Origin of the sequence: Streptomyces sp. NBC_00310, from assembly GCF_036208085.1 — a bacterium.
Classification (GTDB): Bacteria; Actinomycetota; Actinomycetes; order Streptomycetales; family Streptomycetaceae; genus Streptomyces.
In genome coordinates, this window is record NZ_CP130714.1 from 2,963,816 (window position 1) to 2,988,980 (window position 25,165).

Annotated in this window: 19 protein-coding genes and 1 tRNA gene; 13 read left to right on the forward strand and 7 right to left on the reverse strand. The window is 69.4% G+C overall.

Annotated features, from left to right (window positions below; genetic code table 11):
• Positions 1–320: 320 nt before the first annotated feature.
• Entirely contained in the window at positions 321–1,172 is an 852-nt protein-coding gene (locus OG202_RS13090; RefSeq protein ID WP_327730220.1) for a DUF4184 family protein, read from the forward strand.
• Between the two features lie 699 nt (positions 1,173–1,871).
• On the opposite strand, the gene polA is transcribed toward OG202_RS13090, so the two are convergent.
• Complete coding sequence (polA, locus tag OG202_RS13095) at positions 1,872–4,598, reverse strand: DNA polymerase I (RefSeq protein ID WP_328222776.1); 2,727 nt, start codon at positions 4,596–4,598, stop codon at positions 1,872–1,874.
• 232 nt (positions 4,599–4,830) lie between these two features.
• On the opposite strand from polA, the gene OG202_RS13100 reads away from it, so the two are divergent.
• The 9 genes from OG202_RS13100 (at position 4,831) to OG202_RS13140 (ending at position 14,810) form a co-directional block, all read left to right on the forward strand.
• Positions 4,831–7,110, forward strand: a complete 2,280-nt coding sequence (locus OG202_RS13100; protein WP_326583535.1) for an FdhF/YdeP family oxidoreductase — start codon at positions 4,831–4,833, stop codon at positions 7,108–7,110.
• A gap of 67 nt (positions 7,111–7,177) precedes the next feature.
• On the forward strand, positions 7,178–7,666 hold the full coding sequence (locus OG202_RS13105) for a PaaI family thioesterase (RefSeq protein ID WP_326583534.1): 489 nt from the start codon (positions 7,178–7,180) through the stop codon (positions 7,664–7,666).
• Positions 7,667–7,747: 81 nt separating this feature from the next.
• Positions 7,748–8,170 (forward strand): hypothetical protein, encoded by a 423-nt coding sequence (locus OG202_RS13110; RefSeq protein ID WP_328222778.1) that lies wholly within the window; start codon positions 7,748–7,750, stop codon positions 8,168–8,170.
• Positions 8,167–8,799: a Tat pathway signal sequence domain protein gene (locus tag OG202_RS13115; protein WP_328222779.1), complete on the forward strand. Its 633-nt coding sequence runs from the start codon at positions 8,167–8,169 to the stop codon at positions 8,797–8,799. The genes OG202_RS13110 and OG202_RS13115 overlap by 4 nt, the downstream gene beginning before the upstream one ends.
• Positions 8,800–9,079: 280 nt before the next feature.
• Positions 9,080–10,309 carry a branched-chain amino acid ABC transporter substrate-binding protein gene (locus OG202_RS13120; protein WP_326583531.1) on the forward strand — a complete coding sequence of 410 codons (1,230 nt, stop codon included), beginning with the start codon at positions 9,080–9,082 and terminating at the stop codon, positions 10,307–10,309.
• 108 nt (positions 10,310–10,417) lie between these two features.
• Positions 10,418–11,350: a branched-chain amino acid ABC transporter permease gene (locus OG202_RS13125; protein ID WP_326583530.1), complete on the forward strand. Its 933-nt coding sequence runs from the start codon at positions 10,418–10,420 to the stop codon at positions 11,348–11,350.
• A 5-nt stretch (positions 11,351–11,355) separates the two neighbouring features.
• Positions 11,356–13,182, forward strand: coding sequence for a branched-chain amino acid ABC transporter permease (locus OG202_RS13130; RefSeq protein WP_326583529.1), 1,827 nt, complete (start codon positions 11,356–11,358; stop codon positions 13,180–13,182).
• 3 nt (positions 13,183–13,185) lie between these two features.
• Entirely contained in the window at positions 13,186–14,097 is a 912-nt protein-coding gene (locus OG202_RS13135; protein WP_326583528.1) for an ABC transporter ATP-binding protein, read from the forward strand.
• Positions 14,094–14,810, forward strand: a complete 717-nt coding sequence (locus tag OG202_RS13140) for an ABC transporter ATP-binding protein (RefSeq protein WP_326583527.1) — start codon at positions 14,094–14,096, stop codon at positions 14,808–14,810. Before OG202_RS13135 ends, OG202_RS13140 begins: the two co-directional genes overlap by 4 nt.
• 100 nt (positions 14,811–14,910) lie before the next feature.
• Here the strand turns inward: OG202_RS13140 and OG202_RS13145 are convergent, their stop codons facing one another.
• Complete coding sequence (locus tag OG202_RS13145; RefSeq protein WP_326583526.1) at positions 14,911–15,561, reverse strand: ANTAR domain-containing response regulator; 651 nt, start codon at positions 15,559–15,561, stop codon at positions 14,911–14,913.
• 95 nt (positions 15,562–15,656) lie between these two features.
• On the opposite strand from OG202_RS13145, the gene OG202_RS13150 reads away from it, so the two are divergent.
• Together OG202_RS13150 and OG202_RS13155 are read left to right on the forward strand one after the other, a co-directional pair.
• A tRNA-Leu gene (locus OG202_RS13150) sits at positions 15,657–15,740 on the forward strand.
• Positions 15,741–15,822: 82 nt separating this feature from the next.
• Entirely contained in the window at positions 15,823–16,611 is a 789-nt protein-coding gene (locus OG202_RS13155) for a helix-turn-helix domain-containing protein (RefSeq protein WP_327730215.1), read from the forward strand.
• Positions 16,612–16,615: 4 nt separating this feature from the next.
• On the opposite strand, the gene pyk is transcribed toward OG202_RS13155, so the two are convergent.
• Both pyk and OG202_RS13165 read right to left on the reverse strand, forming a co-directional pair.
• Positions 16,616–18,052, reverse strand: a complete 1,437-nt coding sequence (pyk, locus tag OG202_RS13160) for a pyruvate kinase (protein ID WP_328222780.1) — start codon at positions 18,050–18,052, stop codon at positions 16,616–16,618.
• A gap of 145 nt (positions 18,053–18,197) precedes the next feature.
• The gene (locus OG202_RS13165) at positions 18,198–18,917 is read right to left on the reverse strand and encodes an SIMPL domain-containing protein (RefSeq protein ID WP_327730213.1); all 720 of its coding nucleotides are present in this window, start codon (positions 18,915–18,917) and stop codon (positions 18,198–18,200) included.
• A 194-nt stretch (positions 18,918–19,111) separates the two neighbouring features.
• Here OG202_RS13165 and OG202_RS13170 point away from each other — a divergent pair, with 194 nt between their 5' ends.
• On the forward strand, positions 19,112–20,920 hold the full coding sequence (locus OG202_RS13170; protein ID WP_326583522.1) for a 5'-nucleotidase C-terminal domain-containing protein: 1,809 nt from the start codon (positions 19,112–19,114) through the stop codon (positions 20,918–20,920).
• A 31-nt stretch (positions 20,921–20,951) separates the two neighbouring features.
• Here the strand turns inward: OG202_RS13170 and OG202_RS13175 are convergent, their stop codons facing one another.
• The 3 genes from OG202_RS13175 to OG202_RS13185 all read right to left on the reverse strand — a co-directional run bounded on the left by OG202_RS13175 (position 20,952) and on the right by OG202_RS13185 (position 25,031).
• A complete protein-coding gene (locus OG202_RS13175) occupies positions 20,952–22,115 on the reverse strand; it encodes a GDSL-type esterase/lipase family protein (protein WP_327730211.1) in 1,164 nt (387 codons plus the stop codon).
• A 64-nt stretch (positions 22,116–22,179) separates the two neighbouring features.
• On the reverse strand, positions 22,180–23,616 hold the full coding sequence (locus tag OG202_RS13180; RefSeq protein WP_328222782.1) for a lysine N(6)-hydroxylase/L-ornithine N(5)-oxygenase family protein: 1,437 nt from the start codon (positions 23,614–23,616) through the stop codon (positions 22,180–22,182).
• Positions 23,613–25,031, reverse strand: a complete 1,419-nt coding sequence (locus OG202_RS13185) for a pyridoxal phosphate-dependent decarboxylase family protein (RefSeq protein WP_328222784.1) — start codon at positions 25,029–25,031, stop codon at positions 23,613–23,615. The genes OG202_RS13180 and OG202_RS13185 overlap by 4 nt, the downstream gene beginning before the upstream one ends.
• Between the last annotated feature and the right edge of the window lie 134 nt (positions 25,032–25,165).

The window sequence follows — 25,165 nt, forward strand, 5'->3', positions numbered from 1 at the left end:
TCCGGTTTCGCAGGACCGGCTCTCCTGCCCAGGTACACCGACTCCGAAGTTCCGGTTTTGGTTGCCCTGTTCCGGCATTCCCTTCCCAGAAATCCGGTGACCACCACACCAACCGGCGCGACGACCCAGGCGACCCTACGACAACTTCCTTTGCCCGGACACCCGTTCGTGCCCGATATTCACCGATTGGACATATCGGTTTGCTGTCGCGCGGCCACCCTTCGGAAGGGCGGACACGAGTCGCGCATACTGGCGACCGGTCACCGCCGGGCGGCCTGTCCGGCCACCGTCCGTCACAAAGTCCGTCACAGGGGGACGACTTGCCCTTCACGCTCAGCCACGCCGCCGCCGTACTTCCCGCCCTGCGCGGCGACGGGACCGCGCGCGGGCCGCTGGTGTCCTCCGTGCTCGTCGCGGGTTCGTTCGCGCCCGACCTGACGTACTACGTGGCGAGTGTGCTGCCCGAGGCCATGGAGTTCGGCGATGTCACACACTCCTTCGCCGGGGTCTTCACCGTCGATGTCCTCGTCACCTGGGCGCTGGTCGGGCTGTGGTTGCTGCTCCGGGAGCCGCTGGTCGCGCTGCTGCCGAGGGGGCGGCAGGGGAGGGTGGCCGCACTGGTGCGCTCCGGGACGGGGGCGCGGCGGTTCAGCCCCTCGCTGGCCCTGTGGTGGTACGTCTCCGCCGCGCTCGGCTCGCTGACCCATGTCGTGTGGGACGCGTTCACTCATCTCGACCGGTGGGGGATGCGGCTGTTTCCCGTCCTCGGCGAGGAGATCGCGGGCTCGCCGCTCTACTGGTACCTCCAGTACGGCGGTTCGGCGATCGCGGCGGTCGTGATCGCCGTCTTCGTCGTGCTGGCCCTGCGCCGGCAGCCGGCGGTCGAGCCCGTGGGCGTGCCCGTGCTCTCCTCGGCCGACCGGTGGGTGGCGGGTGCGGTCATCGGGGGCTGCGCGCTGGTCGCGGCGGCACAGCGGGTGGCCCGCTGGTGGGCGTACTGGGGGTCGGTCGCCAAACCGTACGAGGTGATCCCGACCATCTGTTTCGGGGCGGGCGCCGGGCTGGTGGTCGGCGTGGTCCTCTACGGCGTCGGCGTCAGGGTGCGGCGCCCGGCTCCTGCCGCTCCGGCGCCCGCAGCCGACGCGGAGGCGGACAACTCGGTCCGCCGCTGAGTACCGGGCGCCGGGTGGGGGGTCCGCTGGGGATGCGGGGTCTGGCGGCGCGGGGGGCGTACGGCGGTACGTGTCCGAGGAGGGCCGCCACGGGGTGGGTCATTGGCCAGGGGTAGAGGCTGTGCGGCCGCCGGACGCGTGGGCCGGCCCAGGAGGCCCGGGTGAGGCGGGTTCGCACCCCTGACAGGCGGGTGGCAGCTGTCGCTGTACGGCGGCGGAGCGTGCGTATGCCCATGCGGGCATCCTTACGGCTGCGCTCCGCCCGGGGCGCCTTGGTGGGGGCCAGCCGGGTGACACGGCGGGGCGGGGTCGAGGGGCACCGAAACGCGCCGGCCGTGGGCTCGGTACCGCCGGCCGGCGATCGGCCCATGCCGTACGGCAGCGGATGAGGCGGGGCGCATCCGTCGGCTCGGCGCCGCCGGGCAGCGCCGTACCGGATGCTCGCCGTCGCGGCGGATTGACGTCGAGCGGTGGAGAAAAGCGGGCCATGGTGCACGGCGGCAGGCCTGGCAGTGTCCGCGATCTGCCGTATGAGGTGCCCGCCCGCGTCATCTGCGGGCGGTCGTGTGCGCGCGGCGTTTGCCCGGAGGCCTGGCGCAGTGGAGGCCCGGCGCCCGGGTGATGGGGTCCGGAGGACTGTGGCGGCCCGGCGCCCGGGGATGGGGCCCGAGCACTTCGGCCGGGCCCCGTCTCCAGTGGTCAGTGTGCCGCCGACTCCCAGTCCGGGCCGTGGCCCACCGAGACGTCCAGCGGGGCCCTCAGGTGGACGGCGCCCGCCATCTCGTGGCGGAGGATCTGCTCGGTGCGGTCGCGTTCGCCGGGGGCGATCTCCAGGACGATTTCGTCGTGGACCTGGAGGAGCATGCGGGAGGCGAGGCCCGCCTCGTCCAGGGCGCGGCCGACGTTCAGCATGGCGATCTTGACGATGTCCGCGGCGGTGCCCTGGATGGGCGCGTTGAGGGCCATCCGCTCGGCGGCCTCGCGACGCTGACGGTTGTCGCTGTTGAGGTCGGGCAGGTAGCGCCGACGCCCGAAGATCGTCGCCGTGTACCCCGTCGCCCTCGCCTCGTCCACGGCCCGGCGCAGGTAGTCCCGTACCCCGCCGAACCGCTCGAAGTACGCGTCCATCAGGGCACGCGCCTCACCCGCGTCGATGTTCAGCTGCTGGGAGAGGCCGAACGCGGACAGCCCGTACGCCAGGCCGTACGACATCGCCTTGATCTTGCGGCGCATCTCCGCGTCCACCGCCGACTGCTCGACCCCGAACACCTGCGCGGCCGCCGTGGTGTGCAGGTCCTCGCCGGAGGTGAACGCCTCGATCAGGCCCGCGTCCTCGGAGAGGTGGGCCATCACACGCAGTTCGATCTGGCTGTAGTCCGCCGTCATCAGGGACTCGAAGCCCTCGCCGACGACGAAGCCGCGGCGGATGGCACGGCCCTCGTCGGTGCGGACCGGGATGTTCTGCAGGTTCGGGTCCACCGAGGACAGACGGCCCGTGGCGGCGACCGTCTGGTTGAAGGTGGTGTGGATCCGGTCGTCCGCGGCGACGGTCTTGATCAGGCCCTCGACGGTGACGCGGAGCTTCGCCTGCTCGCGGTGGCGGAGCATGATGACCGGCAGTTCGTTGTCCGTCTGGCCGGCGAGCCAGGCGAGGGCGTCCGCGTCCGTGGTGTAGCCCGTCTTCGTGCGCTTGGTCTTGGGCAGGCCCAGCTCACCGAAGAGGACTTCCTGGAGCTGCTTGGGCGAGCCCAGGTTGAACTCGTGTCCCGCCGCCGCGTGCGCCTCCTTCACCGCCTGCTGCACGGCGCCCGCGAACATCTGCTCCATGGCCTCCAGATGCGCCCGGTCCGCCGCGATGCCGTGGCGCTCCATACGGGCCAGGAGCGCGGAGGTCGGCAGCTCCACGTCACGGAGAAGCTCCGCCGCGCCGACCTCCCGCAGGCGCTCCCCGAAGGCCTCGCCGAGGTCGAGGATCGCGCGGGCCTGCACCATCAGCGCGTCGGCCTCGGCGCCCTCGTCCGCGCCGAAGGCCAGCTGCCCGTCGGCCGTGGCGGCGGGGGCCAGCTCGCGGCCCAGGTACTCCAGGGAGAGTGCGTCCAGGTCGAAGGAGCGGCGGCCCGGCTTGACCAGGTACGCGGCGAGCGCGGTGTCCATGCCGACGCCCTCGACGGTCCAGCCGTGCTCGGCGAAGACCCGCATGGCGGCCTTGGCGTTGTGGAACACCTTCGGCCTGGCGGTGTCGGCGAGCCAGGCCGCCCACGCGGTCTCGTCCGCCTCGTCCAGCTGGGTCGGGTCGAACCAGGCGGCCGCACCCCCGGCGGCGGCGAGCGCGACCTCCGTGACCGAGCCGGTGCCGAGCGCCCAGGTGTCGACCGTGGCGACACCGAGGACCTCCGTGCCGTGCTCGGCGAGCCAGGGGGCCAGCTCGCCGGAGCCGAGCACCGTGCCGTCCACCTCGACGCCCGGGGCGGCCGGCTGACCGGCGTCGGCCTCCTCGGCGCCCGGGTCGACGGCCAGCAGGCGCTCGCGCAGCGACGGGTTGCGGATCTCCAGGGTGTCCAGGACCATCGCGACGGCCGTGCGGTCGTACGCGGCGCGCTCCAAGTCGGTGACGCCCTTGGGCAGTTCGACCGTGCGCACCATCTCGGTGAGGCGGCGGTTGAGCTTGACGGCCTCCAGGTGGTCGCGGAGGTTCTGCCCGACCTTGCCCTTGACCTCCTCGACGCGCTCGACGAGATCCGCGAACGAGCCGAACTGGTTGATCCACTTCGCGGCGGTCTTCTCGCCGACGCCGGGGATGCCGGGGAGGTTGTCGGACGGGTCGCCGCGCAGGGCCGCGAAGTCCGGGTACTGGGCCGGGGTGAGGCCGTACTTCTCGAACACCTTCTCCGGGGTGAACCGGGTCAGCTCCGAGACACCCTTCGTCGGGTAGAGCACGGTGGTGTGCTCGCTGACGAGCTGGAAGGAGTCACGGTCGCCGGTGACGATGAGGACCTCGAAGCCCTCGGCCTCGGCCTGGGTGGCGAGGGTGGCGATGATGTCGTCGGCCTCGAAGCCGTCGACCGCGAAGCGGACGGCGTGCATCGCGTCGAGCAGTTCGCCGATCAGCTCGACCTGGCCCTTGAACTCGTCCGGGGTCTTCGAGCGGTTCGCCTTGTACTCGGTGAACTCCTCCGAGCGCCAGGTCTTGCGGGAGACGTCGAACGCGACCGCGAAGTGGGTGGGGGCCTCGTCGCGCAGCGTGTTCGCCAGCATCGACGCGAAGCCGTAGATCGCGTTGGTCGGCTGGCCCGTCGCCGTCGTGAAGTTCTCCGCGGGCAGCGCGAAGAACGCGCGGTAGGCCAGCGAGTGCCCGTCCATGAGCATGAGCCGGGGACGGCTGCCGCCGGGGGTGCTGTCGGTCTTCTTCGATCCTGTCTCTGCCACGAACCCGATCCTGCCACGTGCCACTGACAGCCGGACCCCAGGGACGTACCCAGGTCCCCTCCGAGGCCCGGGGCAGCGGCCGGTTCGGCACCGCCCCCGGCCTCACCACCACCCCACCTCCCCCACCGGCCGGTCTCGTTTCTCCGCGGTGACACGTGCGAGGATCGAAAGGCGTAGCCTCGCGCTCGAATCTGCACAGGTATCTGCACAGGTATGCGAATGGGGAGCAGCCATGGCCGGCAAGGCGCCGAAGAGTGATCCGGTTCAGGACGCGCCGCAGGTCGCGGAGCCCAAGCATGCCGCGGCGGGGCTGCCGGCGATCGGGCACACGCTGCGGATCGCGCAGCAGCAGATGGGTGTGAGGCGGACCGCGCTGACGCTGCTGCGGGTCAACCAGAAGGACGGCTTCGACTGCCCGGGCTGCGCCTGGCCGGAGCCGGACCACCGGCACGCGGCGGAGTTCTGCGAGAACGGCGCGAAGGCGGTCGCCGAGGAGGCCACACTGCGCCGGGTCACCCCGGAGTTCTTCGCCGCCCACACGGTGGCCGATCTCGCCGGCCGGAGCGGGTACTGGCTCGGGCAGCAGGGGCGGCTCACGCACCCCGTGTATCTCCCCGAAGGGGGCGACCGCTACGAGCCGGTGTCCTGGGAGCGCGCCTTCGACATCGTCGCCGAGGAGCTGAAGGCCCTCGCCTCCCCCGACGAGGCCCTCTTCTACACCTCCGGCCGGACCAGCAACGAGGCCGCGTTCCTGTACCAGCTGTTCGCCCGCGAGTTCGGCACGAACAACCTGCCGGACTGCTCCAACATGTGCCACGAGTCGTCGGGCTCCGCGCTCAACGAGACGATCGGCATCGGCAAGGGCAGCGTTCTGCTGGAGGACCTCTACAAGGCCGATCTGATCGTCGTCGCCGGACAGAACCCGGGGACGAATCATCCTCGTATGCTCTCCGCGCTGGAGAAGGCGAAGGCGAACGGCGCGAAGATCATCACCGTGAACCCGCTGCCCGAGGCCGGCCTGGAGCGGTTCAAGAACCCGCAGACCCCGCAGGGCATGTTCAAGGGTGCCGCCCTCACCGACCTGTTCCTCCAGATCCGCATCGGCGGCGACCAGGCCCTGTTCCGTCTTCTGAACAAGCTGATCCTGGAGACCGAGGGCGCGGTCGACGAGGCGTTCGTCGGCGAGCACACGCACGGGTACGAGGAGTTCGCCGAGGCGGCCCGCGCGGCCGACTGGGACGAGACGCTCACCGCGACCGGCCTCACGCGCGAGCGGATCGACGAGGCGCTGCGCATGGTCCTCGCCTCGAAGCGGACCATCGTCTGCTGGGCCATGGGCCTCACCCAGCACAAGCACTCGGTGCCGACCATCCGCGAAGTGGTCAACTTCCTTCTGCTGCGCGGCAACATCGGCCGCCCCGGCGCGGGCGTCTGCCCGGTGCGCGGCCACTCGAACGTGCAGGGCGACCGCACGATGGGCATCTTCGAGCGGCCCGCCCCGGCGTTCCTGGACGCCCTGGAGAAGGAGTTCGGCTTCGCCCCGCCCCGGGAGCACGGCTACGACGTCGTACGGGCCATCAGGGCCATGCGCGACGACAAGGCGAAGGTGTTCTTCGCCATGGGCGGCAACTTCGTGTCGGCGTCCCCCGACACGGAGGTGACGGAGGCGGCGATGCGCCGGGCCCGGCTGACCGTGCACGTGTCGACGAAGCTCAACCGCTCGCACGCCGTCACGGGCGCGCGGGCGCTGATCCTGCCCACCCTGGGCCGCACCGAGCGCGATCTCCAGGGCGGCGGCGAGCAGTTCGTGACCGTCGAGGACTCGATGGGCATGGTGCACGCCTCGCGCGGCCGTCTGGAGCCCGCGAGCGGGCAGCTGCTGTCCGAGCCGGCCATCGTGTGCCGGCTCGCCCGCCGGGTCCTCGGCGAGGACAGCCGGACGCCGTGGGAGGAGTTCGAGAAGGACTACGCGACGATCCGCGACCGCATCGCGCGCGTGGTGCCCGGCTTCGAGGACTTCAACGCGCGCGTGGCCGACCCGGGCGGCTTCGCCCTCCCGCACGCCCCGCGCGACGAGCGGCGCTTCCCCACGGCCACCGGCAAGGCCAACTTCACGGCCGCGCCCATCGAGTACCCGCGACTGCCGGAGGGCCGCCTGCTGCTGCAGACGCTGCGCTCGCACGACCAGTACAACACCACGATCTACGGCCTCGACGACCGCTACCGGGGCATCAGGAACGGCCGCCGGGTCGTGCTGGTCAACCCCGAGGACGCGCGGGAGCTGAAGCTCGCCGACGGGGCGTACGTGGACCTGGTGAGCGAGTGGAGGGACGGCGTGGAGCGCCGGGCGGCCGGATTCCGGGTGGTGCACTACCCGACGGCCCGCGGCTGCGCGGCCGCGTACTACCCGGAGACCAACGTCCTGGTGCCGCTGGACGCCACCGCCGACACCAGCAACACCCCGGCCAGCAAGTCCGTGGTGATCCGTCTGGAACAATCGTCGACCGACTGAGCGTTTGCTCAGGAGGGCCGGCGTTCGACCGCCGGCGGCGCAGGCGATCGACGACGGACGGAGCCCCATGGGCGAGCAGCACCACGTGAAGTTCCCGCAAGAGGTCATCGACGAGTACGCGAACCTCGGCATCGACCTGGTCGCGATGTTCTCGGCCGGACACCTCGGCACCCGTCTGGGCGTGCGCATCGTGGAGGCGTCGGCGGACCGGGTCGTCGGGACCATGCCGGTGGAGGGCAACACCCAGCCGTACGGGCTGCTGCACGGCGGCGCGTCCGCCGTGCTGGCGGAGACGCTGGGGTCGGTCGGGTCCATGCTGCACGCGGGCAGCTCCAAGATCGCCGTGGGTGTGGACCTGAACTGCACCCACCACCGGGGCGTACGGTCCGGGCTGGTGACCGGTGTCGCCACACCGGTGCACCGGGGGCGCTCGACGGCGACGTACGAGATCGTCGTCAGCGACGAGGCCGGCAAGCGGGTGTGCACCGCCCGGCTGACCTGTCTGCTGCGCGACGCCCCGGCCGCCCCGAGCGAGCGGGCCCGGACGTCGGACTGATGGGTGCGGACGAGGGGCGGGCGGGGACGAAGGTCTCTCCGCCTCTGGTCTCCCCGGGCGGAGAGGCCCTAGCGTCGGGGCATGGCAACGGGAGGAGCCCCCTGGCCGGGGGCGGTGCTCGGGCTGGCGCTGCTGACCGGCGTCCTGGCCACCGGGTGCACGGAGTCGGCCGCGACGCGTGGGCCGACCGCGAACGGCGGATCGTCGGCCGCGCCGAGCGACGGCTCACCGTCGCCGTCGGCCACCCCGCCCGAAGAACTGTGCGCGAAGGTCGTCGCGTACTGGTCGCAGGAGATGCTGGACGGCGACACCTACGGCGATTATCAGTCCATGGGGCTGTCGAACGGGCAGTACGAGATTCTGCGGGAGGTCGTGGACGCGGCCCGGGCCGAGCGCAAACGCGACGGCAGGGACGCGGCGGAGCGGCTGATCGACCGGCGGGCGCGCGCGGGCTGCGCGGAGTGGTACCGCGAGGGCGGTCCGGGCGAGGGGCCCTGGCAGTGAGCGGGGTCGGTCCCGTGGAGCCGGGCGAGGGCACGCGCGCGTGGGACGTACCGGAAGCGGACCTCACGCCCGTGCCGGAGCCTCCTCGCGGGCGGTTCACGCGGGCGCACGCCCGGCACCGCCGTGCCGTGCTCGCGGCGGCGGCGGCCGTCGTCGTGCTCGCGGGCGGCGGCTATCTGTACGCCACCCGGCCGAAGCCGGAGCCCGGGCCCGAAGCGCCGTACCCCTCCCAGGCGGTCGGTGTGCGCTATCTGGGCCCGGCGCCGCGGTCCGCCGGGGGGCCGCGCGGGAGCTTCGGCTTCGTGGTGGAGCTGAGCGTGCTGGACGGCCCCACGATCACGGTCCCCCGCATGACCCAGCCCTACGCGGGGCTCTCCGTGCGGACGGACCCGCGCACTCCGTTCCGGATCGGGACGGACGAGCCCCGGAAGATCGTCATCACCATGCGCGTCACGGAGTGCGGGAAAGTGCCGGAGAGCGCCGGACTGCCTTTCCTGGATGTAACTCTACGTAATACGCGTGCAATAGAAACGCACAGTTTCATCTTGGGTGAGCGCTACGCACAAGACCTCTCCGACGCCCTTCAAGTCGCCTGCAGCAACGACTCCGCGTCATCACCAAACGCCTGAACACTCCTGAACCTACCCGCGTCAACCCTGCACGTTCTCAACATGTGGACAGGGCGAATCGGCCTGAATTCCGCGCATCCACCCACTGAGTACCGCTCTGCATTACCTCGTGTCATAACAAGAGCGTCACAGCCTTGGCCAGAGTCTCCTACACGTTCCCCACACCCGCTTAGAGTCACGGCCAGTCACCGCGCCAACGGAATCGAAGTCACGTCTTCGGCCCAGCGCTCGACTCGGCCGCTTCCAAACAGGAAGGGCCGTGCCAGGGAAAGGACTGATCGTGCGTCAACGTTCGCTCATAGCCATCACCGCCGCGCTGGCGGCGGGAGCACTCACACTCACCGCCTGTGGCTCGCGCGACGAGGGCAAAAGCGGCTCGGACACCGGCAGTGGAACCACTGTCGTCATCGGCGTCGACGCCCCGCTGACCGGTGACCTGTCCGCGCTGGGTCTCGGCATCAAGAACTCCGCGGACCTCGCCGCCAAGACGGCCAACAAGGACAAGTACGTCGAAGGCATCACCTTCAAGGTCGAAGCCCTCGACGACCAGGCGCAGCCCTCCTCGGGCCAGCAGAACGCCACCACGTTCGTCGCCAACAAGGACGTCCTCGGCGTCGTCGGCCCGCTGAACTCCTCCGTCGCCGAATCCATGCAGAAGGTCTTCGACGACGCCAAGCTCGTCGAGGTCTCCCCGGCCAACACCGGCCCGACCCTGACCCAGGGCGCCGACTGGCAGACCAAGAAGGTCCGCCCGTACAAGTCGTACTTCCGCACCGCGACCACGGACGCCATCCAGGGCCCGTTCGCCGCGCAGTACCTGTACAACGACGCCAAGAAGAAGAAGGTCTTCGTCATCGACGACAAGAAGACCTACGGCGCCGGCCTGGCCGCCACCTTCACCGACGAGTTCAAGAAGCTCGGCGGCAAGGTCGTCGGCACCGAGCACATCGACCCCGAGACCAAGGACTTCTCCGCGGTCGCCACCAAGGTCAAGAACTCCGGCGCCGACGTCGTCTACTACGGCGGCGAGTACCCGCAGTCCGGCCCGCTGACCAAGCAGATCAAGGCCGCCGGCGCCAAGATCCCCGTAGCCGGCGGCGACGGCATGTACGACCCGACCTACATCGAGCTCGGCGGCTCCGCCAGCACCGGCGACTTCGCCACCTCCGTCGGCGCCCCGGTCGAGGAACTCCCCTCCGCCAAGTCGTTCATCGCCGACTACAAGTCCGAGGGCTACAAGGAGCCCTACGCGGCCTACGGCGGCTACTCCTACGACTCCACCTGGGCGATCATCGAAGCCGTGAAGAAGGTCGTCGAGGACAACGACGGCAAGCTTCCCAGCGACGCCCGCGCGAAGATCACCGAAGCCGTGCAGAACGTCTCCTTCGACGGCGTCACCGGCAAGGTCTCCTTCGACGAATACGGCGACACGACCAACAAGCAGCTCACCGTCTACAAGGTCGAGGGCGGCGAGTGGAAGGCGGTCAAGTCCGGTACCTACACCGGTTGATCCCACCCGCACACACATGAGCCGCGCGGGGCGCTGCACCACAGCGCCCCGCGCGGACTCGCATCCGGTCACATTCGTCGAATATCCGAAAGTCTCGGAGGACATGCGGTGAACGAACTGCCGCAGCAGCTGGTCAACGGCCTGCTACTAGGATCCATGTACGGGCTGGTCGCCATCGGCTACACGATGGTCTATGGCATCGTCCAGCTCATCAACTTCGCCCACGGTGAAATCTTCATGCTGGGCGGCTTCGGCGCCATCACGGTCTACCTCTACGTGCTGCCCGACGGCACGAGCATGTGGGCCGCACTCCCGCTGATGCTCGTCGGAGGCATCATCGTCGCCGTACTCGCCGCCGTGGGAGCGGAACGCCTGGCCTACCGGCCCCTGCGCACCGCACCCCGCCTCGCCCCCCTCATCACCGCCATCGGCCTCTCCCTGGCCCTCCAGCAGGCCGTATGGGCCTGGTACCCGGACGCCAAGGAATCCATCAACTTCCCGCAGATCGAGGGCGGCCCCTTCGAGATCGGCAACGTCACCATCCAGACCGGTGACATCTTCCTGCTCGTCGCCGCCCCCATCAGCATGGCGGTCCTCGCCTACTTCGTCATGAAGACCCGCACCGGCCGCGGCATGCAGGCCACCGCGCAGGACCCCGACACCGCCAAACTCATGGGCATCAACACCGACCGCATCATCGTGGTCGCCTTCGCCCTCGGCGCCGCCTTCGCCGCCGTCGGAGCCGTCGCCTACGGCCTCAAGTACGGCCAGGTCCAGTTCCGCATGGGCTTCATCCTCGGCCTCAAGGCCTTCACCGCAGCCGTCCTCGGCGGCATCGGCAACATCTACGGCGCCATGCTCGGCGGCGTCGTCCTCGGCCTCGCCGAAGCCCTCTCCACCGCCTACATCGCCGACATCCCCGGCATGGAGCAGTTCGGCAGCCAGTCCTGGGCCAACGTCTGGGCGTTCGTACTCCTCATCCTCGTACTCCTGGTCAGGCCACAGGGTCTGCTCGGTGAGCGCGTGGCGGACAGGGCGTGACACCGATGACCACACACACGACCGCATCCCCCGCACCCACCGCCAAGAACGACAAGACCCCCAGGGGCCTCGTCGGCATCCCGGAGAACATCGGCCGCGCACTCGCCACCGGCGGCGGCGCCCTCACCGTGATCTCCGCCTTCCTCGCCTGGACCTGGACAGCCGCCTTCCCCGGCAACCTCACCGTCTACGGCTACCCCGGCGGCCTCCAGGTCCTCGTCCTCATCGGCGGCGCCCTCACCACCCTCTTCGGCCTCGCCTCCTACGGCGTCAAGGGCCTGCGCTGGCTCGTCCCCGCCGGCGCCGACAGCGCCATCCGCCTCGCCGCGCTCGGCGCCTTCGCCACCGCCTGGTACACGGTCATCGCGATCACCGTCCAGCTCGGCGGCGTCGTCAACCTCGAACCCGGCGGCTACCTCGTGGCCGTCACCACCCTCGTCGCCCTGCTCGGCGCGCTCTCCCTGCCCTTCGAGCACCCCGAGGCCGAGACCCCCGACCCCGAGGACACCCCGCAGGAACGGATCGCCCGCGGCGCACGCCAGATCCGCGCCCTCATCAAGTCGGCCTTCGCCACCGGCACACCCACCCCGGCCCCGAAGCTGCCCGCCTACCTCGAGATCCTGATCATCGTCGCGGCCATGGCCGTCGGCCTGCTCGTCTTCACCTACGGCATCGGCACCGAATACGACGAACTCTTCGTCGGCTTCCTCATCACCGCCGGCTTCGGCCTCGGCGCCCTCGCCAAATCCGGCCTCGCCGGCCGGGTCTCCGCGGTCACCTCCAAGCACCGCACCGTCACCATGGCCGGTGCCTTCACCGCGGCCGCCGCATTCCCCTTCACCCAGTCCGACGACCAGTACGCGACCATCGGCGTCTACATCCTGATCTTCGCCACCGTCGCCCTCGGCCTCAACATCGTCGTCGGCCTCGCCGGCCTCCTCGACCTCGGATACGTCGCCTTCCTCGGCGTCGGCGCCTACACCGCGGCCATGGTCTCCGGCTCCCCCTCCTCACCCTTCGACATCCACCTGCCGTTCTGGGCCTCCGCCATCCTCGGCGCCGTCGTCGCCATGATCTTCGGCGTCATCATCGGCGCACCCACCCTCCGACTGCGCGGCGACTACCTCGCCATCGTCACCCTCGGCTTCGGTGAGATCTTCCGACTCGCCGTCCTCAACATGGACGGCACCTCCGGACCCGACATCACCAACGGCTCCAACGGCATCTCCTCGATCCCGAACCTCAACATCTTCGGCTTCGACTTCGGCCAAGAGCACACCATCGCCGGGTTCACCATCGCCCGATTCGCCAACTACTTCTTCCTGATGCTCCTCATCACGCTCATCGTCGTGGTGGTCTTCCGACGCAGCAGCGACTCCCGCATCGGCCGCGCCTGGATCGCCATCCGCGAGGACGAGACGGCCGCACTCGCCATGGGCATCAACGGCTTCCGGGTCAAGCTCATCGCCTTCGCCCTCGGCGCCGCCCTCGCCGGCCTCGCCGGCACCGTCCAGGCACACGTCACCTACACCGTGACACCCGAGCAGTACCAGTTCGCCCACGTGGTCCCGCCGAACTCGGCATTCCTCCTGGCGGCAGTCGTACTCGGCGGCATGGGCACCATCAGCGGACCCCTCGTCGGCGCCGCACTGCTCTACCTCATCCCCGCCAAGCTCCAGTTCCTCGGCGACTACCAGCTCTTCGCCTTCGGCCTCGCACTCGTGCTGCTCATGCGCTTCCGCCCGGAAGGCCTCATCCCCAACCGGCGCCGCCAGCTCGAATTCCACGAAGACGCCGAAGCACCCACAGTCCTCAGCAAGGCAGGGGCCTGACCCATGACCACCGACACCACCACCAAGGACACCGCACCCGGCGCCAACGCACCCGGCGAGACCGTCCTCGACGCCCGCGGCGTCACCATGCGATTCGGCGGCCTCACCGCCGTACGCAACGTCAACCTCACCGTCAACAGCGGCGAGATCGTCGGACTCATCGGCCCCAACGGCGCCGGCAAGACGACCTTCTTCAACTGCCTCACCGGCCTCTACATCCCCACCGAGGGCGAAGTCCGCTACAAGGGCCAGGTCCTGCCGCCCAAGTCCTTCAAGGTCACCGCGGCCGGCATCGCCCGCACCTTCCAGAACATCCGCCTGTTCGCCAACATGACGGTCCTGGAAAACGTCCTCGTCGGACGCCACACCCGCACCAAGGAAGGCCTCTGGTCCGCCCTCCTGCGCGGCCCCGGCTTCCACAAGGCCGAAGCCGCCTCACGCGAACGCGCCATGGAACTCCTGGAGTTCGTCGGCCTCGACGCCAAGGCCGAACACCTCGCCCGGAACCTGCCCTACGGCGAACAGCGCAAGCTGGAGATCGCGCGAGCGCTGGCGAGCGAACCCGGCCTGCTCCTCCTCGACGAGCCCACCGCCGGCATGAACCCCCAGGAGACGCGAACGACCGAAGAACTGGTCTTCGCCATCCGCGACAAGGGCATCGCCGTCCTCGTCATCGAGCACGACATGCGGTTCATCTTCAACCTCTGCGACCGCGTCGCCGTCCTCGTCCAAGGCGAAAAACTCGTCGAAGGCGACAGCGCCACCGTGCAGGGCGACGAACGCGTCGTCGCCGCCTACCTCGGCGAACCCTTCGAAGACGCACCCGGCCAGGACGAGGTCGCCGAAGTCGAGGCCGCCGAAGCCAACGCCGAGCCCACGAAGGACGCCGCGCCCGGCAAGGAGAACGACCGATGACCGCACTGCTCGAAGTAGAGGACCTCCGGGTCGCCTACGGCAAGATCGAAGCCGTCAAGGGCATCTCCTTCAAGGTCGACGCCGGCGAGGTCGTCACCCTCATCGGCACCAACGGCGCCGGCAAGACCACCACCCTGCGCACCCTCTCGGGACTGCTCAAGCCGGTCGGCGGCCAGGTCAAGTTCAACGGCAAGTCGCTCAAGAAGACCCCCGCGCACGACATCGTCGCGCTCGGACTCGCCCACTCCCCCGAGGGGCGGCACATCTTCCCGCGCATGACCATCGAGGACAACCTCCGCCTCGGCGCCTTCCTGCGCAACGACAAGCCCGGCATCGAGACCGACATCCAGCGCGCCTACGACCTCTTCCCCATCCTGGGAGAACGCCGCAAGCAGGCCGCGGGCACCCTGTCCGGCGGTGAACAGCAGATGCTCGCCATGGGCCGGGCACTCATGTCCCAGCCGAAACTGCTCATGCTGGACGAGCCCTCCATGGGCCTCTCCCCCATCATGATGCAGAAGATCATGGCCACCATCGCCGAACTGAAGTCCCAGGGCACCACGATCCTCCTCGTCGAGCAGAACGCGCAGGCCGCGCTCTCACTCGCCGACCAGGGCCACGTCATGGAAATCGGCAAGATCGTCCTCTCGGGCACGGGCTCCGACCTGCTGCACGACGAGTCGGTCCGCAAGGCGTACCTCGGCGAGGACTGACACCGAGGACCCACGTCACGCCGAACACGACGAGGCCCGCGCCCCCTTTCAGGTGGGGGGCGCGGGCCTCGTCGTACGTCTACGTCCGGGGGTGGAGTGGTCAGCCCTTGGCGGACTTCTTCTCGTCGGCGTCCTGAATGACGGCCTCGGCCACCTGCTGCATCGACATCCGACGGTCCATCGACGTCTTCTGGATCCACCGGAACGCGGCCGGCTCCGTCAACCCGTACTCCGTCTGCAGAATCGACTTCGCACGGTCCACGAGCTTGCGCGTCTCCAGCCGGAGCGTGAGGTCGGCGACCTCCTTCTCCAACTCCTTCAACTCCGTGAACCGCGACACGGCCATCTCGATCGCCGGCACGACATCACTCTTACTGAACGGCTTCACCAGATACGCCATCGCACCGGCATCCCGGGCACGCTCAACAAGGTCACGCTGCGAGAAAGCGGTCAGCATCAACACGGGCGCGATGCGCTCCTCGGCGATCTTCTCCGCCGCCGAGATGCCGTCCATCTTGGGCATCTTCACGTCAAGGATCACGAGGTCCGGCCGGTGCTCCCGGGCCAGCTCGACGGCCTGCTCACCGTCGCCGGCCTCGCCCACGACGGAGTAGCCCTCCTCCTCGAGCATCTCCTTCAGATCGAGGCGGATCAGCGCCTCGTCCTCGGCGATGACGACACGGGTCGTCAGCGGAGGCACGTGGGACTTGTCGTCGTCGTCGACGGGCTGGGGCGACTCGGGGGCGGTCACGTGGGCTCCTCGTTCGGGGCAGGGGTACTGCTGACAAGAGGGTACCTAGCTGCGGGCGACTCCAGTGAACCGGTACACTCCTCTCGGGTCGCCCAGCCGGGTTGGCGGAATAGGCTTACGCGGATGTCTCAAACACATCTGTCCGAAAGGACATACGGGTTCGAGTCCCGTACCCGGCACCTAGGAAAGCGGATGTCCACGTTCTCGTGAACATCCGCTTTTTGCTGCACACGGTCGCGATCAGTCACACAGAGTGGCCGCATGAACTTCCATGGCACTGAGGTGCGACAGAAGGCCCTCACCCTGCTGCGCGGTGGCACGAAGAACGCGGACGTGGCCCGCAGGCTCAACGTGCCGCTGGGGACAGTCGGGTATTGGAAGCATCTCGACCGGGCAAAGCGCGGCGAGTGCCCCGGGCGCCACAGCCCGCCCTGCCCCCGTTGCGACGAACGGGAACTCGATGAGTCGGCGTACAGCTACCTGCTCGGGCTCTACCTCGGCGACGGTCACATCATCCAAAACCGCGCCATGCGAGTACCCAGCCTGTCCATCACCTGTGCCGAGACGCACCCCGGGCTCATGGACGAGTGCGAGAAGGCCATGCGAGCGGTGTTCCCCGGAAACTCGGTCTGCAGAGTCCGCCGAAAGGGATGCCGAGAGGTGAAGCTGTACTCCAAGCACCTCTGGTGCCTCTTCCCTCAGCACGGCCCCGGCATGAAACACAACCGCACCATCGCCCTCACCCCCTGGCAGCAGGAAATCGTCGACGCCCACCCCTGGGACTTCATCCGCGGCCTCATCCACTCCGACGGCTGCCGCATCACCAACTGGACGACCCGCCTCGTTGCCGGTGTGACCAAGCGCTACGAGTACCCGCGGTACTTCTTCACCAACAAGTCCGACGACATCCGGCAGCTCTACACCGACACTCTCGACAAGCTCGGCGTCGAGTGGACGCGCTGCACCCGCGACGGCAACCCGTACAACATCTCCGTCGCCAGGAAGGCCTCCGTCGCCCTCCTCGACACCCACGTAGGCGCGAAGTACTGACCCCCTACTTCGGGCTCTCGTCCTCCCCGATGTGATGCACGCGGACCATGTTCGTGAAGCCCGCGACGCCCGGCGGTGAGCCCGCCGTGATCACCACCACGTCGCCCTTGTTGCAGCGGCCGTACTTGAGCAGCAGTTCGTCCACCTGGTCGACCATCGCGTCCGTCGAGTCGACGCTCGGGCCGAGGAAGGTCTCCACGCCCCACGTGAGGCTCAGCTGTGAGCGCGTCGCCGGGTCCGGGGTGAAGGCCAGGAGCGGGATGGGTGAGCGGTAGCGGGAGAGGCGGCGGGCCGTGTCGCCGGACTGGGTGAAGGCGACCAGGAACCTGGCGTCGAGGAAGTCGCCGATCTCGGCTGCCGCGCGGGCCATGGCGCCGCCCTGGGTGCGGGGTTTGTTGTGCTCGGTGAGGGGTGGGAGGCCCTTCTCCAGCATGTCCTCCTCCGCCGCCGCGACGATGCGGCTCATCGTGCGGACCGTCTCCACCGCGTACTTGCCCACGCTCGTCTCGCCGGACAGCATCACCGCGTCCGTGCCGTCGAGGACCGCGTTGGCGACGTCGCTGGCCTCCGCCCTCGTGGGCCGGGAGTTGTGGATCATGGAGTCGAGCATCTGCGTGGCGACGATGACCGGCTTGGCGTTGCGCTTGGCGAGTTTGACCGCGCGTTTCTGGACCAGGGGGACCTGTTCCAACGGCATTTCCACGCCCAGGTCGCCGCGCGCGACCATGATGCCGTCGAAGGCCGCGACGATCTCGTCGATGTTGTCGACCGCCTGCGGTTTCTCGATCTTGGCGATGACCGGGAGTCGGCGGCCTTCCTCGTCCATGATCTGGTGGACGCGTTCGATGTCCCGGCCGGACCGGACGAAGGACAGGGCAACGATGTCGAAGCCCGTGCGGAGCGCCCAGCGGAGGTCTTCCTCGTCCTTCTTCGACAGTGCCGGTACCGAGACCGCGACCCCCGGCAGGTTCAGCCCTTTGTTGTCGGAGATCATCCCGCCTTCGACGACCCTGGTGTGGATCAGGGGGCCGTCCACCGCCGTGACTTCCAGGGTGACCTTGCCGTCGTCGACGAGGATGTGTGCGCCGGGGGTGACGTCGGCCGCCAGGCCGCTGTAGGTCGTGCCGCAGCCCTCGCTGTCGCCCTCCACGCCGTCCTCGACGCTGATGGTGAAGGTGTCGTCGCGTTCGAGGAGTACGGGGCCTTCGGTGAAGCGGCCGAGGCGGATCTTCGGGCCTTGAAGGTCGGCGAGGGTGCCGACGCTGTGGCCGGTTTCGTCGGCGGCCTTGCGGACGTGCTGGTAGCGCTCGTCGTGTTCGGCGTGGCCGCCGTGGCTGAGGTTGAAGCGGGCGATGTCCATGCCGGCCTCGACCAGGGCGTTGATCTGGTCGTACGAGGCGGTGGCGGGCCCGAGGGTGCAGACGATCTTTGCTCGGCGCATGGTTGGAGCCTATGGCTTACCCGCCGGTAGCGATTTGGTGGGGCGTGACTACTCAACGGCCTTTGTGTGAAGGGCAATTGACAAGTGGTCACAAGGGTTGAAGGGTGCTCCGGCCGGGCGCGGCGCGGAGCACCCGGGCGTCAGGTCACAGTCGTGGTGGCAGCATGGTGAAGCGGGCGTTGACCTGTGCGTAGACGCGTTGGCGTTGGGGTTCGAGGTCGAGGGGCGGGGCGTCGGTGTCGTCGGCGCCCTTGGCTCTGGCGGAGCGCATGAGGCCGCCGGGGGCTCCGGGGCGGGCGGGCTGGGGGGCTTCCGCGCCGATGTCGGCGAGTTCGACGAGGGCGGCGAGGGTGGTGCCGAGGGCTTCGGCGTATTCCCGGGCGCGTTGCACCGCTTCCTTCACCGCCTTCTGTCGGGCTCGTTTGTGGGCGGGTGAGTCGGGGCGGAGGGACCACCAGGGGCCGTCGACGCGTGTGAGGTCCAGGTCGGCGAGGCGGGTGGTGAGTTCGCCGAGGGCGGTGAAGTCGGTCAGTTCGGCGGTGATGTGGACGCGGCCGTGGTAGGCCTGGATCCTTTCGCCTCTGCTCTTCTCCTTGAGTTCGGGGGTGATGGAGAAGGCGCCGGTCTCCAGTCGTTCGACTGCTTCGCCGTAGGTTTTGACGAGGTCGAGGACGGTGGTGTTGCGGCGGGTGAGGTCGTCGAGGGCGGCGCGCCGGTCCTTGCCTCGGGCGAGGACGGTGACTCCGATGCGGGCTATTTCGGGGTCGACTTCGAGGCGGGCTTCGCCGCGGACGGCGATGCGGGGCGCGTCGGGGGTGCCGTAGGGGACGGCGGCGGGCTGGGCTTCCTCTGGACTGGTGGTCATACGTCCCACTCTGTCACCGGTGGCCTGGTCGGGGGGTCCGCAGGTCACCAGATCGAAACCTGTGGGGTCTGTTGCGGTGGGGGCGGTACGGGTCAGAATCTACGCGCGTTGTCGCATGTGGTCCTGTGTTTCGCCCACCACTGTCTACGCGCGTTGATCGTTGATGTCGTCCGTTCCTCCGAGGAGTACCCGAGATGCCCCTGAACCGCCGGAAGTTCCTGAAGAAGTCGGCCGTGACCGGTGCGGGCGTGGCCGTCGCCGGTACGGCCGTGGCTCCGAGTGCCCGGGCGGCCGAGGTGCGGGATGGCGGGAAGAAGGCCCCGAAGCGGTACAGGTTCACCGTGATGGGGACGACGGACCTGCACGGCAATGTCTTCAACTGGGACTACTTCACGGACAAGGAGTTCGACGACAAGGCGCACAACGACGTCGGTCTGGCGAAGGTCTCCACGCTGGTGAACCGGATCCGCGAGGAGAAGGGCCGCGGGAACACGCTGCTCATCGACGCGGGTGACACCATCCAGGGCACGCAGTTGTCGTACTACTACGCGAAGGTGGACCCGATCACCGCCAAGGGTGGTCCGGTGCACCCGATGGCGCAGGCGATGAACGCGATGGACTACGACGCGGCCGCGTTGGGCAACCACGAGTTCAACTACGGGATTCCGGTGCTGCGGAAGTTCCAGGAGCAGTGTCGTTTCCCGCTGCTGGGTGCGAACGCGCTGGATGCCAAGACGCTTCGTCCCGCTTTTCCGCCGTACAGCATGCACCGGCTGCGTACGCCGTGCGGGCGGGATGTGAAGGTGGCGGTCCTCGGTCTGACCAACCCGGGTATCGCGATCTGGGACAAGGCGAACGTGCAGGGGAAGATGACGTTCCCGGGGCTGGAGGAGCAGGCCGCCAAGTGGGTGCCGAAGCTGCGGTCGATGGGGGCGGATGTCGTCATCGTGTCGGCGCACAGCGGTTCCTCGGGTACCTCTTCGTACGGTGATCAGCTGCCGTACATCGAGAACGCGGCCGGGCTGGTCGCCGAGCAGGTGCCGGGGATCGACGCGATTCTCGTGGGGCACGCGCACACGGAGATCCCGGAGTACTTCGTCACGAACAAGGAGACCGGCAAGCAGGTCGTGTTGTCGGAGCCGTTGAAGTGGGGTCAGCGGCTGACGCTGTTCGACTTCGAGCTGGTGTGGGGCAAGGGCTGCTGGAAGGTCGAGAAGGTCGCGGCGCAGGTTCTCAACTCCAACACGGTGGAGGAGGACCCGAAGATCGTGAAGATGCTCGGTGACGAGCACGAGAAGGTCGTGGCGTACGTCAACCAGATCATCGGTACGAACGCGGCCGAGATGACGTCGGTGGAGGCGCCGTACAAGGATGTGGCGATCATCGATCTGATCAACCACATCCAGGCCGACACGGTGAAGCAGGCGCTGGCGTCGGGTGAGTACGCGTCGTTGCCGGTGTTGTCGCAGGCCGCGGCGTTCTCGCGGAGCGCGGTGATTCCGGCGGGGAACGTCACCATCCGGGATGTCGCCGGTCTGTATGTCTTCGAGAACACGCTGGAGGCGCGTCTGATGACGGGTGCGCAGATGAAGGCGTATCTGGAGTACTCGGCGAACTACTTCGTGCAGACGGCGGCGGACGCGGTGGTCGATCCGGCGAAGCTGACGAACGCGAACGGGACGCCGGACTACAACTACGACGCGGTGAGCGGTCTGTCGTACGAGATCGACATCGCGAAGCCGGCGGGGTCGCGGATCGTGAATGTGCGGTTCGAGGGTGCGGCGTTGGCGGACGACCAGAAGTTCGTGTTCGCGGTGAACAACTACCGGGCCAACGGCGGTGGCAACTTCCCGCATGTCGCCGCGGCCCAGCTGCTGTGGTCGAACTCGGACGAGATCCGTAACACGATGATCGCGTGGGTGACGGCGAAGGGGTCGATCGACCCGGCGGCGTTCGCGTCGGTGGACTGGAGGCTGACGCGGAACGGTACGCCGGTCTTCTAGTGCTCGCGGTCTTCTGGGGCTCGCCGGTCTTCTAGAGGTTCAGGAGTGACAGGTCGACGGCGTCGGCGATGGCCTTCGCGCCGGCGTCGTTGACGTGGAGGCCGTCGCCGCTGTTGTAGTCGTCGCGGATGCGGGTGGGGTGGTCCGGGTCCGCGACGGCGGCGGCGATGTCGATGACGGCGTCGAAGGGGTGGCTGTCGCCGAGGAGCCAGGTGTTGACGTCGGCGCGTACGGCTTGGCCTTCGTCGGTGTCGTAGCCGGGGTAGACGGTGCCGGCGTAGGGGCCGATGGTGGCGCCGATGACGGTGAGTCCGGCGGTGTGGAGGCGGTCGGCGAGGGCGGTGAGTCCGGTGATCAGGTCGGCGGCCGTGGGGAGTTTGGCGGGTTCGGGGAAGGCGATGGCGCCGGGCAGGCCGAGGTCGTTGAGGCCGGTGTGGATGATGACGTGGCTGGCGCCGGGTATGTCGAGGACGTCGTGCGTGGCGCGGGAGAGCAGGTGGGCGCCGATCTCGTCGGTGAGGAGTCGGTTGCCGGAGATGCCGGTGGCGACGATCCAGCCGCTGGTGAGGCGGCGGTCGAGTTGGGCGGGGAAGCTGCCGCCCGTGCCGGGGGTGGTGGCCATGCCTTCGATCCAGGAGTCTCCGAAGGCGACGGCGATGCGGGTGTCCTCGGGGGCGAGGACGTCGATGCCGGTGACGAAGTGGCCGGTGATGAGTTCGTCGGATTCGTCGAGGGATTCGGCGGTGAGCTGGTCGCCGGGGACGGCGTGGCCGACGTCGTAGGGGATCGCGGAGTGTGTGGTGAGGCCGGTGTCGCCGGGGAGGTAGAGGCTGAGGGCGAGTTCCTCGCCTGCGGTGACGGGGCCTTCGAGGGGGTCGCTGACGATCTCCTCGCCGGGTGGGACGGTGACGGTTTCGGCGCCGGCGAAGAGGAGGGTGACGTCGGTGGTGGGGTCGATGGTGCTGCCTTCGATGCGGCGGGCGAGGTGGGCGCCGCCGATGTCGAGGGGTGTCGTGCCGTAGCGGTTGCTGAGGCGGACGCGTAGGGCCTCGCCGCCGCCGGCGGGGCGCAGGGTCTGGCGTACGGTCTGGTCGGTGAAGCCTCGGACCTCGAAGAGTTTGAAGGCTTCGTGGGGGTCGATCACGGCGGAGCGGTGGGCGGCGATCCAGGTGGTGCCTGCGCGGGTGCTGGTCATGGCCGAAAGGTAGGCAGCTTTCTTGCAGCCGTCACCACTCCTGCCCTACTTCTTTGCCTTTCGATTACCTGATGTCGACGAGCGGGGTCAGTGGGGTGGGGGTTTTCGCCTGCCGGGCGTGCGGGATCTGCGGCCGGGGTTCGAGGCCGAAGGTGGTGAAGGCTGTACGGCTCGGCAGGGGGTAGGGCTCCTTGCCGGTGAGGGTGTTGAGGATGGTGGCGCTGCGCCAGGCGGCGAGGCCGAGGTCGGGGGCGCCGACGCCGTGGGTGTGCAGTTCGGCGTTCTGGACGTAGACGTGGCGGCCGGAGGCGGTGATGGACGGGTCGAGGATCATCCGGAACCTGTCGTCGACGCGTGGGCGCTCGCGGCTGTCGCGCCGCATGTACGGGTCGAGGCCGGCGAGCACGCGGTCCAGGGGGCGTTCGTGGTAGCCGGTGGCGAGGACGACCGCGTCGGTGGTGAGGCGGGAGCGCGTGCCCTGTTCGAGGTGTTCGAGGTGGAGTTCGACCTTGGTGGTGGCGAGCCGTCCGGCGGTGCGGACGTGCACGCCGGGGGTGAGGACGGCGTCGGGCCAGCCGCCGTCGAGGGTGCGGCGGTACAGCTCGTCGTGGATGGCGGCGATCGTGTCGGCGCCGATGCCCTTGTGGAGCTGCCACTGGGCGGTGACGAGCCGGTCCCGGGTCGGTTCGGCGAGGGCGTGGAAGTAGCGCGTGTAGTCGGGCGTGAAGTGCTCCAGGCCCAGCTTGGAGTACTCCATGGGCGCGAACGCCTCCGTGCGGCCGAGCCAGTGCAGCCGCTCCCGGCCGACGGGCCGGTGCCGGAGCAGGTCGAGGAAGACCTCGGCCCCGGACTGTCCCGCTCCGATGACGGTGACGTGTCCGGCCGCCAGGAGACGGTCGCGCTCGCCGAGGTAGTCCGTGGCGTGGATGACGGGCACGCCGGCTGCCTCGACGAGCGGCTTGAGGGGTTCGGGCACATGGGGTTCGGTGCCGACGCCGAGCACGATGTTCCGGGCGTAGGTGCGGCCGGGTGCCGCGACCTCTCCGTCGCCGTCCGGTTCGCTGAAGTCGACCTCGAACAGGTCCCGTTCGGGGTTCCAGCGCACGGAGTCGACCTGGTGGCCGAACCGTAGTCCCGGCAGGTTCTCGGCGACCCAGCGGCAGTAGGCGTCGTACTCGGTGCGCTGGATGTGGAATCGCTCGGCGAAGTAGAACGGGAAGAGCCGGTCGCGGGTCCTGAGGTAGTTCAGGAACGACCAGGGGTTCACCGGGTCGGCGAGTGTCACCAGGTCTGCCAGGAACGGTACTTGGACCGTGGCGCCCTCGATGAGCAGTCCCGGGTGCCAGTCGAAGCCGGGGCGCTGTTCGTAGAACACGGCGTCGAGTTCGGCGAGGGGGTGGGCGAGGGCGGCGAGGGAGAGGTTGGCGGGTCCGATGCCGACGCCGACGAGGTCGCGGGGGGCTTCGGGTTCCTGCTGGTCGTGCTGTGGGGGCGTGCTCATGCGGGGGTGTGTCCTTCGGCGAGTTCTGCGGGTCTTGCGGGTTCTGCGGTGTCCACGGCTTCTGCTGTGTCCACGGGTTCCACGAGCTTCAGCAGGGCGGCGAGGTCTCCCGGCCGGGCGTGGGGGTTGAGCAGGGTGGCCTTGAGCCACAGGCGGCCGTCGAGTACCGCGCGGCCTATGACGGCCCGGCCGTCGTGGAGCAGTCGGCGGCGTACGGCGGCCACGGCGTCGTCGGACGCCTGGGCGGGCCGGAAGAGGACCGTGCTGATGGTGGGCCGGTCGTAGAGCTCGAAGCCGGGGTGTGCCTCGACGGTGGCGGCGAACTCCTGGGCGAGAGCGCAGACTTGGTCGACGAGTCCGCCGAGTCCGGTGCGGCCCAGGGTCTTGAGGGTGACGGCGGTCTTGAGGATGTCGGGCCGTCGGGTGGTCCGCAGCGACCGGCCGAGGAGGTCGGGCAGGCCGGCCTCGGTGTCGTCGTCCGCGTTGAGGTAGTCGGCGCGGTGGTTCAGTGCGGCGAGGTCCGGCGCGTCCCGTACGGCGAGGAGCCCGGCGGCGACCGGCTGCCAGCCGAGTTTGTGCAGGTCCAGGGTGACGGTGTGGGCGCGGGTGAGGCCGTCGAGGCGGTCTCGGTGCCGGTCGCTGAAGAGGAGGCCTCCGCCGTAGGCCGCGTCGATGTGGAGCCGGGTGCCGTGGGTCTCGCACAGGTCGGCGATCTCGGGCAGCGGGTCGATGAGCCCGGCGTCGGTGGTGCCGGCGGTGGCGGCGACCAGGAGGGGCCCTTGGAGGTGGGTGAGGGCGTCGTCCAGGGCGGCGGGGTCCAGGGTGCCGGCCGGGGTGGGGATCACGACGGGGTCGGGGAGGCCGAGGAGCCAGGCGGCGCGGAGGAGGGAGTGGTGGGCGTTGGCCCCGCAGACGAGCCGTACTCCCGCGTGCGCCTCCCTGGCCAGCAGGACGGCGAGGTGGTTGGACTCGGTGCCGCCGGTGGTGACGAGGGCGTCGGCGGCGCCGGCCTCCTGTGCCAGTGCCCGGGTCACCAGGGCTTCGAGCGCGGACGCGGCCGGGGCCTGGTCCCAGGAGTCGAGGGACGGGTTCAGGACGGAGGCGGCGAAGTCCGCCGCGGCCGCCACGGCCAGGGGCGGTGTGTGGAGGTGGGCCGCGCACAGGGGGTCGGCCGGGTCGGCGGTGCCTGCCGCGAGGGCGCGGACCAGCCGCTGGAGGGCGTCCGGCTCGCCTTCGACGGGCAGTGGCTCACCGAGCGCGTCCCGCATCATCGCCGCGACGGCCTCCGGGCCACCGGCGGGGAGGGGTCCGCCCCGGGCCTCGGCCCCCTCGCGCAACGCGTCGAGCACCGTGTCGAGCAACGGGCGGAGCGCGCCGGGACCTTGGGGTCCTGAGGCGAGGGGTGCGGCGGTCATGGATTCCTCCGAGCACGGGGAATCCCATCTTGTACGCCAATCGGGTGCTGAGGCCGAAAAAGTCGTTCATTACAACCTAAAGAGGGTACGGTAAGCCGCCCTGAACGGCAGCGCGCCCCTGAGGGGCGCGGGGA

Coding starts and splice junctions, on each gene's coding strand:
- OG202_RS13100 (WP_326583535.1), top strand. CDS start 4,831: ATGGCCGGCAAGGCGCCGAAGAGTGATCCGGTTCAGGACGCGCCGCAG.
- OG202_RS13105 (WP_326583534.1), top strand. CDS start 7,178: ATGGGCGAGCAGCACCACGTGAAGTTCCCGCAAGAGGTCATCGACGAG.
- OG202_RS13110 (WP_328222778.1), top strand. CDS start 7,748: ATGGCAACGGGAGGAGCCCCCTGGCCGGGGGCGGTGCTCGGGCTGGCG.
- OG202_RS13130 (WP_326583529.1), top strand. CDS start 11,356: ATGACCACACACACGACCGCATCCCCCGCACCCACCGCCAAGAACGAC.
- OG202_RS13135 (WP_326583528.1), top strand. CDS start 13,186: ATGACCACCGACACCACCACCAAGGACACCGCACCCGGCGCCAACGCA.
- OG202_RS13140 (WP_326583527.1), top strand. CDS start 14,094: ATGACCGCACTGCTCGAAGTAGAGGACCTCCGGGTCGCCTACGGCAAG.
- OG202_RS13155 (WP_327730215.1), top strand. CDS start 15,823: ATGAACTTCCATGGCACTGAGGTGCGACAGAAGGCCCTCACCCTGCTG.
- pyk (WP_328222780.1), bottom strand. CDS start 18,052: ATGCGCCGAGCAAAGATCGTCTGCACCCTCGGGCCCGCCACCGCCTCG.
- OG202_RS13165 (WP_327730213.1), bottom strand. CDS start 18,917: ATGACCACCAGTCCAGAGGAAGCCCAGCCCGCCGCCGTCCCCTACGGC.
- OG202_RS13170 (WP_326583522.1), top strand. CDS start 19,112: ATGCCCCTGAACCGCCGGAAGTTCCTGAAGAAGTCGGCCGTGACCGGT.
- OG202_RS13175 (WP_327730211.1), bottom strand. CDS start 22,115: ATGACCAGCACCCGCGCAGGCACCACCTGGATCGCCGCCCACCGCTCC.
- OG202_RS13180 (WP_328222782.1), bottom strand. CDS start 23,616: ATGAGCACGCCCCCACAGCACGACCAGCAGGAACCCGAAGCCCCCCGC.
- OG202_RS13185 (WP_328222784.1), bottom strand. CDS start 25,031: ATGACCGCCGCACCCCTCGCCTCAGGACCCCAAGGTCCCGGCGCGCTC.